Source organism: Patulibacter sp. SYSU D01012 (genome assembly GCF_017916475.1).
Classification (GTDB): domain Bacteria; phylum Actinomycetota; class Thermoleophilia; order Solirubrobacterales; family Solirubrobacteraceae; genus Patulibacter.
The window spans coordinates 1,640,043-1,655,590 of sequence record NZ_JAFMTB010000001.1 but is presented as its reverse complement, the minus strand read 5'-3'; the positions used below and the strand labels follow the sequence as shown (position 1 = coordinate 1,655,590).

Here is a 15,548-nt window from a genome sequence, read left to right as displayed (position 1 = left end):
GGGTCATCACGTGCCGCGGCCGGCCCAGGGCGCCCAGCCGACGGCACACCCCGCGAGCACGAGCGCGGCGTTGACGGCGACGCCCCCGCCGCCGAGCCGGTCGAACGGTGCCGTCGCGCCCACCAGCAGCGCCGCGGCGAGCCACCGCCGGAAGATCCCCACTCCGCGCGGTCTCGCCGCCCGCAGGCCCACGCCGACGAACGTCACGGCGCACGCCAGGATCACGGCGGCCGCGATGACCCGACCGACGCCCGACGCGTCTCCCGGCCCGCCGGCGATGCGGGCGATCGGCCCGCGGGCCAGCGCGCCCACGGCCATGCCGCCCACCACGAGGACGATCGCGCCCAACCGCACGCCCAGCGGGCCCGGCCGCGGCGCGCGCGCCGGCCGCGTCCGATCCTCTCCCACCGATCCGGGGCCCACGGCCGCCATGCCGCTCAGCCGCGCCCCCACCCCGCGCCCCGCGCGGCCCGGGCGGCGTCCTCCAGCCGGTCGTCCCCCCAGAACCGCTCACCGGCCACCTCGACCGTCGGTACCCCGGTCACGCCGCGGCGCGCCGCCGCCTCGGTCGCGTCGCGCAGCGCGGCCTTCAGGTCGGGGCGCTCGACGGCCGCCGCCAGCGCGTCCACGTCGGCGCCAGCCGCCCGGCTGGCCTCCCACACCACCTCGGGGTCCGTCAGGTCGCGGCCCAGGCCGAGCCCCTGCCGGAACGCCTCGCGGGAGAACTCGCGGATCAGGCCCTGCTCGCCGGCCGCGAGCGCGGCGCGGACGGCCAGCACGGAGTACGTGCCGAGCGGCCAGTCGCGGGGCCACGTCAGCGGCAGGCCCAGGGCGGCGGCGCGCTCCTCGCAGGCGCGCATGCGGGCGTCGCGCTCTCGCCCCTCCTGCAGCGACCACGGCGTCTTGCCGATCGAGCGGGCCAGGGCGCCGAACAGGATCGGCTGCCACGTCACCCGGGTCGGCATGAGCGCGTCGACGCGGTGTGCGGCGAAGTACGCGTAGGGCGAGCTGAAGTCGTAGAGGAAGAGCGGCGGCATCATCGGCGGGACCGAGCGACGGTCGGGTGGTGCGTCGCGGCGCGCACCGGCTCGCGGCCGGACCCCGTCCGGTGGGTGGCGGACGCCATACGCACACCCTATTCGCCGAGCCCGGTCAGCCGCCGCTCGCGCTCGCTCCCAGGCCGGCCCGCAGGAGCGCGACGGCGCGCCGCGGCAGGTCGTCGGCGATCGGCTGCTGCAGGTGCGTCGCGTGCAGGTGCACCAGGCCGCCGAGGAGGAGGATGACGAGGTCCGCGTCGACGGCCGGATCGACCTCGCCGCGGTCCTTCCCGCGCTGGACGATCACCTCCAGACCGCCGAGCCGCCGCGTCCAGAACTCGCGCCGCAGCTCCTCTGCCTCGGCCTCGCCATCGGTCACGACCGTGGCCCGGATGAGCGCCAGGCCGTGGGGGGTCTGGGCAAAGCGAGCGAGCTCGGCGGTGAAGGCCTCCAGGTCTCCGGCCAGCGAGCCCGTGTCCGGGACGGGCACCTCCTCGGCCGTCCGGGTGATCAGCGCGTCGACGATCAGGCGCTGCACGGTGCGCCAGCGGCGGTACAGCGACGTCTCGTGCACGCCGGCGGCCGCCGCGACGTCCGCCATGCGCACCCCTTCGAGACCCCGCTGCTCGACGAGTGCGAGCGCGGCGTCCAGGACCCGCGCCCGCAGGTTCTCGCCGCGCACGGCGCGGGGGCGCTCGGGTTCGGGGTCGGGCGACGGAGCGGCCATGCGGCAATTATCGCAAGTCCTCTTGCGATATGCGAGCGGAAGCCCTACGGTCTCTAACGCAAGAACTCTTGCGTTAGAGACCGAGGGAGGGAGCGGGCGGATGGACGGGACGGTCGAGGTGACGGCGCCGGCAGGGCGGTGGCGGGGCACGCGGGGCGACGGCACCGCGGTCTTCCGCGGGCTGCGCTACGCCCGGGCGCGGCGGTTCGCCCCGCCGGAGCGCGCCGCGCCGCACGCGGGCACGGTCGACGCCACGGCGCCCGGGCCGGCCGCCCCCCAGCTGCCCTCGCGCCTGGAGGCCGTCATGGGCGCCCCCGGCCCGTTCGCCCAGAGCGAGGACTGCCTGCGCGTGACGGTCACCGCGCCGGCGGACGCCGCGCCCGGCAGCCGCGCGGTGCTCGTCTGGCTGCACGGCGGAGCGTACGTCTCGGGCGGCGCCGACTGGAGCTTCTACGACGCCCGCCGGCTGGTGCGAGAGACGGGCATCGTCGTCGTCACCGTCGGCTCACGGCTCGGCGCCCTCGGCTACCTGCGGGCCGACGGCGTCGCCGCCGGCAACATGGGACTGCTCGACCAGATCACGGCGGTCGAGTGGGTCCGGGACAACGTCGCCGCGTTCGGCGGCGACCCGAGGGCGGTCACCCTGGCCGGGCAGTCCGCAGGGGCGCAGGCCGCCGCCACCATGCTGGGCCTGGAGCGCACGCGTGGGCTGCTCCGGCGCGTGATCGTGCAGAGCGCCAACCTCGGCGTACCGCTGCGCACGCCGCAGCAGGCCGAGCGGATCGGCCGAACGTTCCTCGCCGAGCTGCGCGACGACCCGCACGCCGCCCCGCTGCCCGTCCTGCTCGCCGCCCAGGCTCGTACGCTGCGCCGCCTGGCCGGGCCCGGCGGGCTGAACGCCGCGCCGCCGCTCATGCCGATCGCCGGCGTGCACCCGGTGCCCGACCGCGCCGCGTGGCGCGCCGCGCTGGCCCGCCGGGGCGCCGAGGTGCAAGCGCTCGTCGGCACCACGGCCGACGAGCTGCGGGCGTTCTGGGATCCGAACCCGCTGCTCCGCCGGGTGCGGCGCGTGCCCGTCGTGGGTCCCGCGCTCGTGACCCGCGCGCAGCGGACGGTGCAGGCCCGGGTGTTCGACGACCCGGCGCGCGAGCTCGCCGACCTGCTGGCCGGGGCCGGCGCCCGCGTCCACCGCTACCGCATCCCGCGGCTGCACCCCGCCAGCCCCTACGGCGCCTGCCACTGCCTGGACCTGCCGCTCCTGCTCGGCACCCCCGAGGCCTGGGCCGGCGCGCCGATGCTGCGGCCGCTGCCGCCCCGCCAGGTCGACGCCCTCGGGCGACGGATGCGCGCCGCGTGGGGCGCGTTCGTGGCCAGCGGCGACGTCGACGACCACAGCTGGCCGGCCCACCACCCGGAGGCCCCCGTCCTCCGCGAGCTGCCCTGACCCCACCCCGAACGAGGACGAGCACCCATGACCGAGCGAGCAGCGATCGTGATCGGCGGCGGCATCGGCGGCCTGACGGCCGCCACCGCCCTGGCCCTGCGCGGCTGGAGCGTCGAGCTGCACGAGCGCCAGGCCGAGATCCGGGCCGTCGGCGCCGGCATCTACATCTGGGACAACGGCCTGTACGCGCTCGACGCCATCGGCGCGCGCGAGGAGGCAGTGGCCGGCGCGCACGTCGCCCCCGCGATCGAGGCGCGCTCCCGTCACGGCCGCCACCTGTACACGATCGAGATCAACGGGCCCGGCCAGCCGGCGTGCGTGACGCCCCTGCGCGAGACGCTGATCTCGGCGCTCGCGAACGCCGCCGGGCGGGCCGGGGTGGCCCTGCGGACGAGCTCGCCGGCGCTCTCCGTCCGGCCCGACGGCACCGTGACATTCGAGGACGGCAGCCGCAGCCGCCCCGACCTGGTCGTCGCCGCCGACGGCGTGCACTCGCGCCTGCGCGACCACCTCGGCATCGCGTACGACCGCACCCGCATGCACCACGGCGCAGCGCGCGTCGTCGTCCCGACGTCGCCGGGGTTCTTCCCGGCGGACCGGATCGACCACCATCTGGAGTTCTTCCAGGGCACCCGGCGGCTGCTCTACACGCCGTGCGGCCCGGGCCTGACGTACCTGGCCCTCACCTGCCACGCGGACGATCCCGGCCTGGACGGGGACCGGCTCGTCGCGGCCGAGTGGCGGCGCAGCTTCCCCACCCTCGGTGCCCTGCTGGACGCGGCGGCGGACGTCCCCATCCTGCCCTGGGACGCCTTCGAGCACGTGCGGATGGCGCGCTGGTGGAAGGGGCGGGTGGCCGTCCTCGGCGACGCCGCCCACGCCCAGCCGCCCTTCCTCGGCCAGGGCGGCGGGACCGCGATGACGAACGCGCTGGCCCTCGCGACGGCGGTCAGCCGCCCCGGAGTGCGCCTGGACGACGCGCTTGCCGACTGGGAGCGCGCCACGCGCGGCGACGTCGAGCGGACGCAGCGCACGTCGTACCGGATGCGCCTGCTCGACCGGCTCGGCGACCCCGTCCGCGACCTGGCCCTGCGGGCCAGCGGCCGCGTCTCGCGCGTGACCGCCGCGCAGCTCGCCTCCACCCAGATGCGCCCGATGGGCGCCGACTCCCCCATCCCCCACATCCGACAGCGGAAGGACCAGCCATGACCGAGACGATGACCCTGAACGGGGTCGCCATCGACTACCGAGACGAGGGCCGCGGCGCCCCGGACGCCCCCACCCTCGTCCTCATGACGGGCTGGGCGCACGATCTGTCCTACTACCGCCGGCTCATCCCCGAGCTGACCCCCGACTTCCGCGTCGTCGCGCTCTCGTGGCGCGGCCACGACCGTGAGCGCACCGACGTCGGCGACTACGGCGTGCCGGACCAGACCGCCGACACCCGGGCGCTGCTGGACGCGTTGGGGGTGGAGCGGGCCGTGCCCGTCGCGCACGCCCACGGCGGCTGGGTCGCCCTCGAGCTCGCCGACCAGCTCGGGACCGAACGCGTGCCCGGCGTGGTGATCGCGGACCTGATCATGACCACGATCCCGCCGGACTTCGCCGCCGCGGTGCACGACCTGCAGGATCCCGAGCGCTGGAAGCGGACGCAGCTCGGGCTGGCGAAGGGCTGGCTCGCCGGCGCCATCACGTTGCGGCTGCTCAAGCACATGTTCCTCGAGTCGCGCGGGTTCGGGTTCGACACGTGGGCGCGGTCCGGGCGCGTGATCGAGGACGCCTACGGCACCTGGGGCTCGCCCATGGGGCGGATGGAGGCGCTCGCGGAGCCGCGCCCCGTCCACCACGTCTTCTCCCACCCGAAGGACCCGTCGTACGACGCGCTGCACGAGCGGTTCCGCGCTGCGCACCCGTGGTTCGGCTACACGCGCCTCCGGGGACGGACGCACTTCCCCGCCCACGAGCTGCCCGGCCAGGTCGCAGCCGTCGTCCGCCGCTTCGTCGCCACGGAGCTGTAGGACCGGGGAGACGGGGACGCAGCGCCGCGGCCCCCCTGGCGCCCCGTCCGACGCTCGTCCGTCCGCGGGCTTCCGGCGCCGTCGCGTTGTACGATGCACACGCGTGCGGCGCCGGTGGGCGCCGGTCCCCTCACCCCCAGGAACGATCCCCATGACGCTCTCCGTGCGGCCCCGTCCGCGCTGGGCGGCCGTGCTCGCCGCGGTCGCCGCCCTCCTCGCGACCGCCCTGCTGGCGCTCGCGCCCGCGGCCCACGCCGACGCGGTCATCAGCCGCGGCGTCGACGCGCAGGGCCGCGGCGTCCTCCTCGACGGCGCCACGCCGTGGAAGGCGATCGGCTGGAACGACTACACGCTGTCCAACCACCCCGTGCTCGGCGACCAGAACTGCGGCGCGCCGATGAGCAGCGAGGACTTCGAGCGGCAGATGGACCGGATCGCGGCGACCGGCGCCACGACGATCCGCGTGTGGTTCTTCCAGCGCTACTACCAGCAGGTGCCGGGCGGCACGGACCCGTGGAAGCCGTTCGACCGGATCCTCGCCGGCGCGAAGGCCCGCGGGCTGAAGGTCGTGCCGGTACTGATGAACCAGTGGAGCGCCTGCGACCGCGTCTCCCCGTCGTACCAGGGCAGCAGCGGCAACCTGACCACCAGCTTCTACACGGGCGGGTTCCGCCAGGCCGGCGCCGGGCCGATGGCCGGCTACGCGCTGTCGGCGAAGGACTGGGCGCGCAAGGTCGCCCGGCACTACAACCCGGAGTCCGGCTACGCGTCGACGATCGCCTTCTTCCAGCTCGTCAACGAGGCGGAGACGCCCACGGCCCCCACGGGCGGCGACTGCTCGGCGGACGGGCCGAAGGCGCTGCGCGACTTCGCGGACGAGATGACCGACGCGGTGAAGGAGGCGTACGTCGACGGCACCCCGGGCCGCCCCGCGCCGCTCGTCTCGCTCGGGACGATGGGCATCGGCCAGTGCGGCGCCAAGCCCGCGCACTACGACGGCGATCCCGTGCCGGGCCGCTCGCAGTACGCGTACGTCCACGCGGGCAAGGTCGACATCTGCGAGGTGCACGACTACGACGCCATGAGCGACCCGTGGCCGACGAACGTCTACGGCATCGCCGACAACAGCTTCCAGAAGCGCCTGGAGGACTGCGGGAGCAAGCCGTTCGTGATCGGCGAGGCCGGGATCAAGGCGAACGTCGCGGCCGGCCAGCGGACGAAGACGGACCCGGGCTACGCCGAGAGCGACCCCGTCACCACGACGACGCTGAACCGGCGGGCCGCGTACTTCGACGCCAAGATGGCCGCCGCGATGGACCACGGCACCGACGGCTACCTGCTGTGGGACAAGTACTTCCTGCGGTCGACGAACCCCGACAACCGCACGACGCACGAGAACTTCGGCATCGGCGCGCCGGGCGATCCGACGACCTGCGTCTTCCGCAACTACACCGCGGCGAGCAACTGCACCCCGTCGTCCCAGCCCACGCCGCCGAGCGGCGCCCCGGACGCCGGCGAGTTCGTGCACTACGGCTTCGAGCAGGACACCGGCGGCTGGGGCAGCGACCACTGGAACGACCTGGACCTGGGCCTGTCGAGCTACGTGCACTACGGCGCCGGCAGCCAGGCCCTCGCGATCCACATGTCGGGCCTCGCGGCGAACCAGTACTCCGGCGTCGGCACGTACTACGGCCTGACGAACCTGGACGCCGGCACGGTCGTCACCTTCCACGTGCACAGCGCCTCGGACACGAACCAGGTGCAGGTGCAGCCCTACGTCAAGGACGGCGGCTGGAACGCCGTCTTCGGGCCCACCACGAACCTGGCCGGCAACGGCTGGCAGACGCTCACCTACACGGTGCCCGCGTCCGTGTCCGTCGTGAAGGCGATCGGCCTGCACTTCCTCAACCCGCACCACCAGACCGGCTACGTCCACGTCGACGAGATCCGCTGGTAGCGGACGAACGAGACCCCATGAGACCCATCCCCGCCCGCCCGGGCGCCCTGATCGCGGCCGTCGCCGCCCTGCTCCTGACGGCCCTGGCCCTGATCGCCGTCCCCACCGCCCGGGCGCAGCCACCCGTCCGCAACGGGTCGGCGCTGGCGATGACGTTCGACATCCGCGCCTCGCTGACCATCACGCCGCGCGACGCGGCCGGCTGCGGCGGCGAGCCCTGCCTCGACGTCGTCGACACGGCCGTGCCCGTCCAGCCGGCGGGCGCGTGCGGCGCGCTGAGCGCCACCGTCCTGGCGCTGCGGTGCTCGACCGCCGGCGTCGCGACGACCGAGATCGTCGCCGGCCCGGACTCGTCCGTCTCCATGCTGATCGACCGCCCGGGCGGCAGCCCGTGCCCCGACTACGCGGTCGCGCTGCGGCAGGACGGCGGGCTGGGGCAGGTCATCTCGACCGACGGCTGCCCCCAGCAGATCGTCTGCTCGCCCACCTTCCGCGGGACCGTCTTCGCCGGCAACGAGGACGTCGTCGCCGACGCCTGCGAGACCGTCAACGTCGACGGCGTGCAGCTGCGGAAGGCGCCCGAGTCGTGCACGCCGCCCCTGATGCGCGACTGCGTGCCCGAGGACCACGGCGGCGGCGGACGGTACGTCGGCACGACGCCCCCCGGTCCCCCGCCCGGGGCCGGCGGCGGAGGCAGCGGCGGCGCGAACGCCCACCCCAACCCCATCACCGCCGTGCGGGCCGCGCGGTCCGGGCGGCGTGCCGTCCGCGGGACGGTCGTCCTATCGACGCCGGCCCTCATCACCGTGACGCTCACGCGCCGCACGGCGCGCGGGTGGACGAACGTCGCCTCGGTCTCGCGCCGCGCCGCGAAGGGCACCACCCGCGTGACGCTGCGCCGCCCCGGCGGACGGCGACTGGCGCCCGGCCGCTACCGGCTCGAGACGAGCGCCGCGGTCCAGGACTCGAAGCTCGTCGTGTCGAAGGCGGTGCGTCTGCGGCGCTGATCGCGGGGCGCGGCCGGCCGGCGCGCCGCGCCCGATCGCGGAGGCCCTGCGCGGCGGCGCGCCGTCCCCCGCCCCCGCCGTGCCCCGGCACGCCGCGGTCAGGCGGGCCCGGCGGCCGCGGGCGGCGCGGCGGTGCCGCGGGCCTGCCGCACGAGCGCGGCGGGCGAGGTCTCCGGTCCCACGCGGATCCGCGGCAGCAGCAGCGGGTCGTCCGTCGGGGCCGCGATGCCCGGCTGCGTCGTGGTCGCCGCGACGTACCCCGCCCGCGCCACCGCGGCCCGCACCCGCTCGTCCTGGCGCCCCGCCGGGTAGCAGAAGAACCGCGCCGCGACGCCCAGCCGCGAGCGGATCAGGCGCCGCGAGCGCGTCAGCTGGTCGGCGAGCGCGGCGTCGTCGAGCGTCGTCAGGTCGGTGTGGTCGACGGTGTGGGACCCGATCTCCCACCCGGCGCCGATCAGCCGCCGCGCCGCCCACCGCGGCAGCCCCTTCGGGCCCAGGTGGTTGACGGCCAGGTTCAGCACGCCCGGCCACCCGACCGCCGCGAGCACCGGCGCGGCGCGCGTCAGGTGGGAGAGGTCGCCGTCGTCGAAGCTCAGCACGACGGGCCGGCTGGGCAGGCGGCCGGTGCCGTGCCACGCCCGCCACAGCTCCTCCATCGTCACGGCCGTGAAGCCGGCGGCGCGCAGCGCCCGCACCTGCGCCTTGAACCGCGCGGGCGGCACCCACAGCTCGGGGTAGGCCGCGCCCGCCGGGGGCGTCGCGACCAGGTGCCACATCAGGATCGGCACCGCGGCCTTCCGCGCCCGCGCGCCCCGCAGCGGCCAGGCGGACGGATCGCGCGCGGCGGACGCCCGCGCCCGCCCCACGGCCTTGCGGGGCGTCGTGCGCGGCTGCGGCGCCGGCCCCGCCGACGGGACCGTCCGGGCGGCGGGCGTCGACCGGTCCCGGACGTCGTAGGCGACGAGGGCCGCCAGGACGACCGAGAGGACGAGGATCACGGGCAGCAGCGATCGACGGGGCGCCCGGGTCACGGCCCCCACCCTGCCAGACGCGCGCGTCGGATCGCCGCCCGGGGCCGGCCGCCGCCGGACCGCGTCCGGCGCGTCGCCTCCGGCCCACGCCTCACGCCCGGCGCGGCGGTCGTGGCAGCGACGCGCCCCGCCGCGGCGCTCGTCTCGGCAGCGGCGCCGTCGGGTCAGGCGCGGCCCGCGCCGTCCGCCGCCCGGCCGCGCGCCAGCGCCTGGGCGGTGGCCGTGACGCGGCCGCCCAGGTGCGCGGCGGTGCCCAGGTCGGCCGGCGGCGGGACGACGTCCGGGCCCAGGTCGACGTCGGCCTGCGCCATCGCGCCGAGCCAGCTGCCCAGGCGGTTGGGGTCCGCCGGCGTCCCCGTGCTGACGTTCCAGCCCCCGGGCTGCGCCACGCCGACCCAGACCATCGCGTGCTGGGCGGCCAGGACGGCCATGCCGATCAGGGTCGTGAGCTTGTCACCGCTCATGCAGCCGCTGTTCGTGAAGCCCGCGGCCACCTTGTCCCGCCAGCCGAAGTCCGCCTTGACGACCTGGCTGGTCGCCTCGGCGAACGCGCGGAAGCGGGCCGACGCGCCGCCCATGTACGTGGGCGAGCCGAAGACGATCGCGTCGGCGTCCTGCAGCAGCCGCCAGGCGTCGTCGTCGACCTCGGCGACGGGCACCAGGTCGACGCGCCGGGCGCCGGCCGCGGCGGCGCCGTCCGCGACGGCGTGGGCCAGCGCCCGGGTGTGGCCCCAGCCGCTGTCGAACACGACGGCGACGGCGACGGGCGTGATCGGGGCCGCGGCGGCGGCGGGACGGACGGCGGGCTCGGACGGGGTCATGGGTGCTCCGGGGGTCGGGGTGACGGGGCGCGCGGCGCCGCTGCGGGACGCGGCCGGCGACCGGCGTACCCCTCTGACGCCGCAGCGCGCGAGAACGTGACCGCGCCCCGGCCCCGCCACGCCCGGCGTCCGCCGCCGCGGCGCCCTCCGGCCGGCGGGCCCGTCACGATTCGGCCCGCTGCCGCGTCGATCGGGTGATGCCCCCGACGCAGGAGACCGACGTGACCGACGACCAGGACGAGCTCGCCCGACGGTTCGAGACGCACCGCCCCCGGCTGCGCGCCCTCGCCCGGCGCCTCCTCGGCACCGAGGCCGCGGCCGACGACGCGGTGCAGGAGACCTGGCTGCGCCTGGCGCGCGCCGACGTCGCGGCGATCGACCGCCTCGAGGCGTGGCTGACGACCGTCGTCACCCGGGTGGCGCTCGACGTGCTCCGCGGCCGGCGCACCCACCCGACGGAGTCGCTCGACCGCGTGCCCGACCCGGTCGTGTCCGCGTGGACGACCGACGGGCCCTATGACGCCGTGATCCTCGCCGACCGCGTCGAGGTGGCGCTCCGGGTCCTGCTGGACGCGCTCACTCCGGCGGAGCGCGTGGCGTTCGTCCTGCACGACCTGTTCGGCGTCCCGTTCGGCGAGATCGGCGCGCTCGTCGACCGCTCGCCCGACGCCGCCCGGCAGCTCGCCAGCCGCGCGCGCCGCCGGATCCGCAGCGCCGCCGACGTGCCGCCGCGCGTGCCGACGGACGCCGACCGGGACCGCGCCGTCGTGGACGCCTTCCTCGCCGCCACCCGCGACGGCGACCTGGACCGACTGGTGGCGACGCTCGCCCCCGACGTGGTGCTGCGCGAGGACTTCGGGCCGTCCGCGCCCGTGGCCGTGCACCGCGGCGCGCCGGACGTCGCCGAGCAGGCGGCGCTCTTCGCGGCCCTGGCGCGGCACGCCGTGCCCGCGCTCGTCGACGGCGCCCCCGGCCTCGTCGCCGTGCGGGACGGCCGGGTGCGGGCCGTCCTGTCCTTCGCCGTGGCGGCGGGCCGGATCACGCGGCTGGACGTGGTCGCCGACCGCACGCGCCTCGGCCACCTGGACGCGCTCGGCCTCGCGGGGCCCCCGCCGGGGGGTCACGTTCCGCCGCCGGCGTGACCGACGCCGACGCCCGGGACGCTCCGGAGCGCCCGATCGCCGCGGGCCGGCCCCGTCCCCGACCCCGGCGCCGGCTTCGGCGTCGGGGACACCGGGCTCGGTGCCCGGCGCCCCCGGACGAGCGAACCCGCGCGCGCCGCAGCTGTCGCCCTAGGCCGGCGTCCCGCCCCCGACGACGAACGCCACGAACAGCGGGTGGCCGCCGCGCGGGACGGACCGCTGCCACGCGCCGCCCGGGTCCGAGGACGTCGCGAAGACCGTCCAGTCGCCGGTGGAGGCGCTGGCCCGGTTGGGCAGGAACCCCGTCGGACACTCGAAGCGCAGGTCCACGGCGTGGACGTTCAGGCCGGAGTCGCCGTAGCGATAGGTGACGGTGCCCTCCGAGCCGTGGACGCTCGGCTTGGGATCCTGCAGCACCAGGCGGCCGACCCCGCCGCGCGGGATCCACTCCGGCGGCGCGACGGCGTAGTCGCCGTGCGCGTTCGTGCGGCCCGCCAGGACCAGGTCGGACGCGCCGCGGGTGTTGTCGATCTCGACGTAGCACGAGAAGTCCATCGGCAGGCCGAGGAACGCCTCGACCGCGCCGACCCACGCGCCGAACTGCCGCCACGCGCCGCTGAGCCAGCGCTCCACGGCCGCGGCGTCGACGCCGAACGCCGCCGTCAGGGCGCCGACCACCGCGCCCATGTCGCGGCCGATCGCCACCCCGAGCGCCGCCACGAGCCGGCCGTAGTGGTCGCCCGCCCGCAGCAGCGCCAGGCCCGCCACCTCGAGGAACGCAGCCTGCACGTGGTTGGGGTCGTTGTCGGCGAAGCCGCGCGCCACGTACGCGTCGACGACCTGCCGGTTCGCCGCGGTGACGGCCGCGACCACCTCGTTCGGCGCCGGCGGCTGCCGGGCGAACGGCCGCTCGAACGTGAACCGCACGGTCGTCCCGTCGACGCGCAGCCCCGGGTACGGCCGCCCGGCGATGCCGCCGAGGAAGGCGTCGCGCATCGCCTCGTCCTTCAGCGTGATCGCGACGTCGACGCTCAGCTGGTCGGGCGTCGACAGCACGCCCCAGCGAAAGCCGGTCAGCCACCAGTGCCGCTCGGGGCCGCGCGTGAACAGGACCTGCCCGTCGCGCCGCAGCGTCGCGGACAGCTCGAGCAGGTCGCCGTCGCCGGCGCAGTCGTAGAACAGGCTGTGCGCGGGCAGGTCGTCGCCCGGCCGGCGTCCCACGGTCGCGTCGAGCAGCGCGTATCCCGGCCCGGAGGCGTCGAACGCCCGCGTGTAGACGCCGATCTCGCAGCCGGTCTCCAGGCCGTACTGGCCCTTCCACAGCTCGATCATCCAGTGCTTGCCGGCGTAGTCGAAGAAGATCGGCTCGCAGTGCAGGACCGCGCTCATGCCGAGGGCCGCGGCGTCGTAGCCGTAGGCGTAGCCGAACGACCGCTGCGTGGCGTCGAGGCGCGAGACGATGATGTCCTGCGCCGGGTCGTAGGCGAAACCCGCCGTCCACACCGCCCAGCCGAGCGCGGAGGACGGCGCCCAGCCGCTCACCGCCCCGCCCCGCCGAAGCGCACCTGCAGCGGGTGACCGGCGCGCGGGACGACGCCGCGCCCCTGCCAGTCGCCGGCGCCGGAGCGCGCGACGAAGTCGCCGCCGTCGCCCGACGCGGTGTTCGGCCAGAAGCCGGTCGGGCAGCTGACCGCGTACTTCAACGTCTGGCCGCCGCGCCGGTAGGTCACGGTGCCCTCGCTCCCGTACGCGCCGGGGTTGTCCTGCAGCCACCCGTCGCCGTGCTGGCCCGGCGCGATCGTCGCGGGCGGAGGCACGACCCACACGCCCTCGGCGGCGGTGACGCCCGTGCGCGTCATCGGCTCGCTGCCCGTGTTCGTGATGCGGACGTAGCACGAGAAGTCCATCGCGGGCGGCAGCACGACGGAGCTGAGGGGCCCGACCGGCGCCGGCACGACCGCGTGGTCGCCCGGGCGGACCTGCAGGATCTCGGCGGACGCCGCCTCCAGGTCCACGACGGTGAACGTGAACTCCTTCGGCGGGTTGTCCGGCACGGACGCGCACTCGAAGCCGCTGTTGACGTAGTCGACGGGCGAGATCGACAGCCCCGAGATCGGCGTGTGCGTGTGCCCCATGACGACCAGGTCGGCGTTCTGCTGGATCGCCAGGCGCTGGGCGAACCACGCCAGGTAGTCGCCGGACCCGTCCGCCAGCGCGGCGCGCATCGCGTTGAGCACGCTGCCGCCCTCCTTCGCGACCCACCGCGTGAAGAGGTTCTGGTAGACGCCCTTGGCCTCGTCGATGGTCGTGGTGCTCCCGTCCGGCAGGACGATCGGCATGGACCGCGGCATCCCGGACGCGGTGGCGACGTAGTCCAGCAGCAGGCCCGCGACGTCCAGGCTGGAGCTGGGGCTGAGCGAGCGCACGAACTGCGCGATGTCGAAGCCGTTGGGGTAGCCCATGTTGGGCAGGTCCGCCACCGTCTGTCCGGGCGGCAGGCGGTTGGCCATCATGTACGAGAAGGCGCGGGTGACGAAGTGACCAACCGGTAGGGTGTTCCACCGCGACACCTCGTCGGGGGCGTTGAACATCGTCCACAGGTGGCCGTGGCTGAAGACGGTGCGGGCGCCGGTGCTGCCCGTGACGACGTGGACCGGGTCGACCAGCTCGATCGGCCCGACGCTCTGGCGCAGCAGGGCGAGGTCGTCCGCGCCGAGCGTGCCGTCGTGGTTGCCGAGGAGGAACGTCGTGCGGGGCACCGCGGCCACGGCGGCGGCCAACGCCCCGTCCGGTCCGAGGATCGCGGGGTTGGCGGCGATGATGTCGGCCATCCCGGGCGGGCGGACCGCCGGCGGGTACGTCCAGAGGTCGACGAGGTCGCCCAGCAGGACGAGCTCGCCGATCTGGTCGCGGTGCTCGACGACCCACTCCAGCGCCGCGCGCAGGTAGGGCTCGTGGACGTCGCGCTGGTACCACACGGTATCGGCGCCGTTCCCGATGTGGACGTCGGAGAGGACAACGGCATGCGTCTGGGACATGGTGGTATACGACCATCACGACACACACCTGTCAACGGCACTGGCGGAAATTCACCTCGGGAGTTTGTGACGGGATTCGACGGACGTTCGGGAGCCTGATCGCTGCGCGGCGGCGCGCGCGGCCGGGCCGCCGTCGTCGGCGCGGCGCGGCGCCGACCCCCTGCCGGGGCCGCGGCCGTCACGTCCCGCGGTTGCGCCGCCGCGGACGGGGTACGAACGGAGCGCACACACCCCTGGCGTCCGGGCCAGCCGGCTCGGACCCGTCCGACCCGAGAGCGAGGCCCCATGCCCCCGACCGCCCCCCGTCCCCGCCCGGCCGCCCCGGGCGCCCCCGCCCGGCCACCGCGCCGCCGCGAGCGCCGAGCGGCGCTCGCGGGCGCCGCCACCGCGCTGGTCCTCCTCGCCCCCGCGGCCGCGCACGCCGCGAAGGTGCAGGGTCCCGGCCCGTGGCAGGCGACGAACGCCTACCTGGTCACGGCCGACCTGGACGGCCGCGCGCTGCCGCAGCCCCAGCCGATCGCGGCCGTCGACCACGTGCGCCAGGGCCAGTGGGTCCGCATCGAGTGCCAGGTGAAGGGCCAGGCCGCGTACGGCTCGCGGATCTGGTCGAAGGTCCGGGGGCTGTACGTCCCCGACAAGTACCTCAAGACCTACACGGACGGGTTCATCCCCGGCGTGCCGCGCTGCTCGGTGGGCGCGCCCCCGCCGGCGGCCCCCGCCCCGCCCCCGCCGGCGCCCCCGGCGCCGGCCGGACCCACGCGCAAGGAGCTGCGCCGGGCGGTGAAGCGGGTCGCGTACGAGCGGGTCTACGGCTCGAACTACCGGCTCATGAAGGAGCAGTACCCCCAGGGCTCCGGCATCGACTGGGACAAGAACGGGTGCAGCGTGCCGAAGGCGCTGCTCGAGGCGCAGGTGGGCGTCGGCCCGTGGCTGCGCGGCAACCCGATCGCGTTCTACGCCGACCTGTTCGTGAAGTCGTGCGACCGGCACGACTTCGGCTACCGCAACTACGGGTCGAACAACCCCTCGGGCCTGAAGCTCGACCCGACCGAGCGGCGGCGCGCGTCGATCGACGAGCGATTCGGCAACAACATGCACTACCAGTGCCAGAAGGTCTTCGACCGCAAGTACGTCGAGCTGCTGCAGCGCCGCGCGTGCTACGAGGCCGCGGACGCCTTCGAGACCGCCGTCGGCGTCGGCGCGCGCGACCACTTCTTCTAGGCCGGAGGGTCTGGACGGCGGCGGTCGCCGTCCGCGTGTGCGGCGCGCGGACGGCGACCGTCCGCGGGCCGGCGGTGGCCCCGCGCCACCCGGCGCGGGGCCACC

The 15,548-nt window shown here is 76.1% G+C and carries 14 protein-coding genes; 7 read left to right on the top strand and 7 right to left on the bottom strand.

Going from position 1 to position 15,548, the window contains the following annotated elements:
* Window positions 1-6: 6 nt before the first annotated feature.
* From J3P29_RS07635 to J3P29_RS07625, 3 genes are all read right to left on the bottom strand, one after another.
* A complete protein-coding gene (locus J3P29_RS07635; RefSeq protein ID WP_210492469.1) occupies window positions 7-327 on the bottom strand; it encodes a hypothetical protein in 321 nt (106 codons plus the stop codon).
* Between the two features lie 110 nt (window positions 328-437).
* A complete protein-coding gene (locus J3P29_RS07630; RefSeq protein ID WP_210492468.1) occupies window positions 438-1,040 on the bottom strand; it encodes a DsbA family protein in 603 nt (200 codons plus the stop codon).
* Window positions 1,041-1,152: 112 nt separating this feature from the next.
* A complete protein-coding gene (locus tag J3P29_RS07625) occupies window positions 1,153-1,764 on the bottom strand; it encodes a TetR/AcrR family transcriptional regulator (RefSeq protein WP_210492466.1) in 612 nt (203 codons plus the stop codon).
* A 100-nt stretch (window positions 1,765-1,864) separates the two neighbouring features.
* Here J3P29_RS07625 and J3P29_RS07620 point away from each other — a divergent pair, with 100 nt between their 5' ends.
* The 5 genes from J3P29_RS07620 (at window position 1,865) to J3P29_RS07600 (ending at window position 8,190) form a co-directional block, all read left to right on the top strand.
* Window positions 1,865-3,208 carry a carboxylesterase family protein gene (locus J3P29_RS07620; RefSeq protein ID WP_210492465.1) on the top strand — a complete coding sequence of 448 codons (1,344 nt, stop codon included), beginning with the start codon at window positions 1,865-1,867 and terminating at the stop codon, window positions 3,206-3,208.
* Between the two features lie 27 nt (window positions 3,209-3,235).
* The gene (locus J3P29_RS07615; RefSeq protein WP_210492463.1) at window positions 3,236-4,417 is read left to right on the top strand and encodes an NAD(P)/FAD-dependent oxidoreductase; all 1,182 of its coding nucleotides are present in this window, start codon (window positions 3,236-3,238) and stop codon (window positions 4,415-4,417) included.
* On the top strand, window positions 4,414-5,226 hold the full coding sequence (locus J3P29_RS07610) for an alpha/beta hydrolase (RefSeq protein ID WP_210492462.1): 813 nt from the start codon (window positions 4,414-4,416) through the stop codon (window positions 5,224-5,226). Before J3P29_RS07615 ends, J3P29_RS07610 begins: the two co-directional genes overlap by 4 nt.
* Before the next feature lie 151 nt (window positions 5,227-5,377).
* Entirely contained in the window at window positions 5,378-7,183 is a 1,806-nt protein-coding gene (locus tag J3P29_RS07605; protein ID WP_210492461.1) for a hypothetical protein, read from the top strand.
* 17 nt (window positions 7,184-7,200) lie between these two features.
* On the top strand, window positions 7,201-8,190 hold the full coding sequence (locus J3P29_RS07600) for a hypothetical protein (protein ID WP_210492460.1): 990 nt from the start codon (window positions 7,201-7,203) through the stop codon (window positions 8,188-8,190).
* 98 nt (window positions 8,191-8,288) lie between these two features.
* On the opposite strand, the gene J3P29_RS20695 is transcribed toward J3P29_RS07600, so the two are convergent.
* Together J3P29_RS20695 and J3P29_RS07590 are read right to left on the bottom strand one after the other, a co-directional pair.
* Entirely contained in the window at window positions 8,289-9,221 is a 933-nt protein-coding gene (locus J3P29_RS20695) for a polysaccharide deacetylase family protein (protein ID WP_210492459.1), read from the bottom strand.
* Between the two features lie 164 nt (window positions 9,222-9,385).
* Complete coding sequence (locus J3P29_RS07590; RefSeq protein ID WP_210492458.1) at window positions 9,386-10,042, bottom strand: flavodoxin family protein; 657 nt, start codon at window positions 10,040-10,042, stop codon at window positions 9,386-9,388.
* 197 nt (window positions 10,043-10,239) lie between these two features.
* Here J3P29_RS07590 and J3P29_RS07585 point away from each other — a divergent pair, with 197 nt between their 5' ends.
* On the top strand, window positions 10,240-11,184 hold the full coding sequence (locus tag J3P29_RS07585) for a sigma-70 family RNA polymerase sigma factor (protein ID WP_210492457.1): 945 nt from the start codon (window positions 10,240-10,242) through the stop codon (window positions 11,182-11,184).
* A 150-nt stretch (window positions 11,185-11,334) separates the two neighbouring features.
* On the opposite strand, the gene J3P29_RS07580 is transcribed toward J3P29_RS07585, so the two are convergent.
* Complete coding sequence (locus tag J3P29_RS07580) at window positions 11,335-12,726, bottom strand: DUF4474 domain-containing protein (RefSeq protein WP_210492456.1); 1,392 nt, start codon at window positions 12,724-12,726, stop codon at window positions 11,335-11,337.
* The gene (locus J3P29_RS07575; protein ID WP_210492455.1) at window positions 12,723-14,222 is read right to left on the bottom strand and encodes a hypothetical protein; all 1,500 of its coding nucleotides are present in this window, start codon (window positions 14,220-14,222) and stop codon (window positions 12,723-12,725) included. Before J3P29_RS07575 ends, J3P29_RS07580 begins: the two co-directional genes overlap by 4 nt.
* 285 nt (window positions 14,223-14,507) lie before the next feature.
* Between J3P29_RS07575 and J3P29_RS20330 the strand changes: the two genes are divergently transcribed.
* The gene (locus tag J3P29_RS20330; protein ID WP_210492454.1) at window positions 14,508-15,443 is read left to right on the top strand and encodes a phospholipase A2; all 936 of its coding nucleotides are present in this window, start codon (window positions 14,508-14,510) and stop codon (window positions 15,441-15,443) included.
* The last annotated feature ends 105 nt before the right edge of the window (window positions 15,444-15,548 follow it).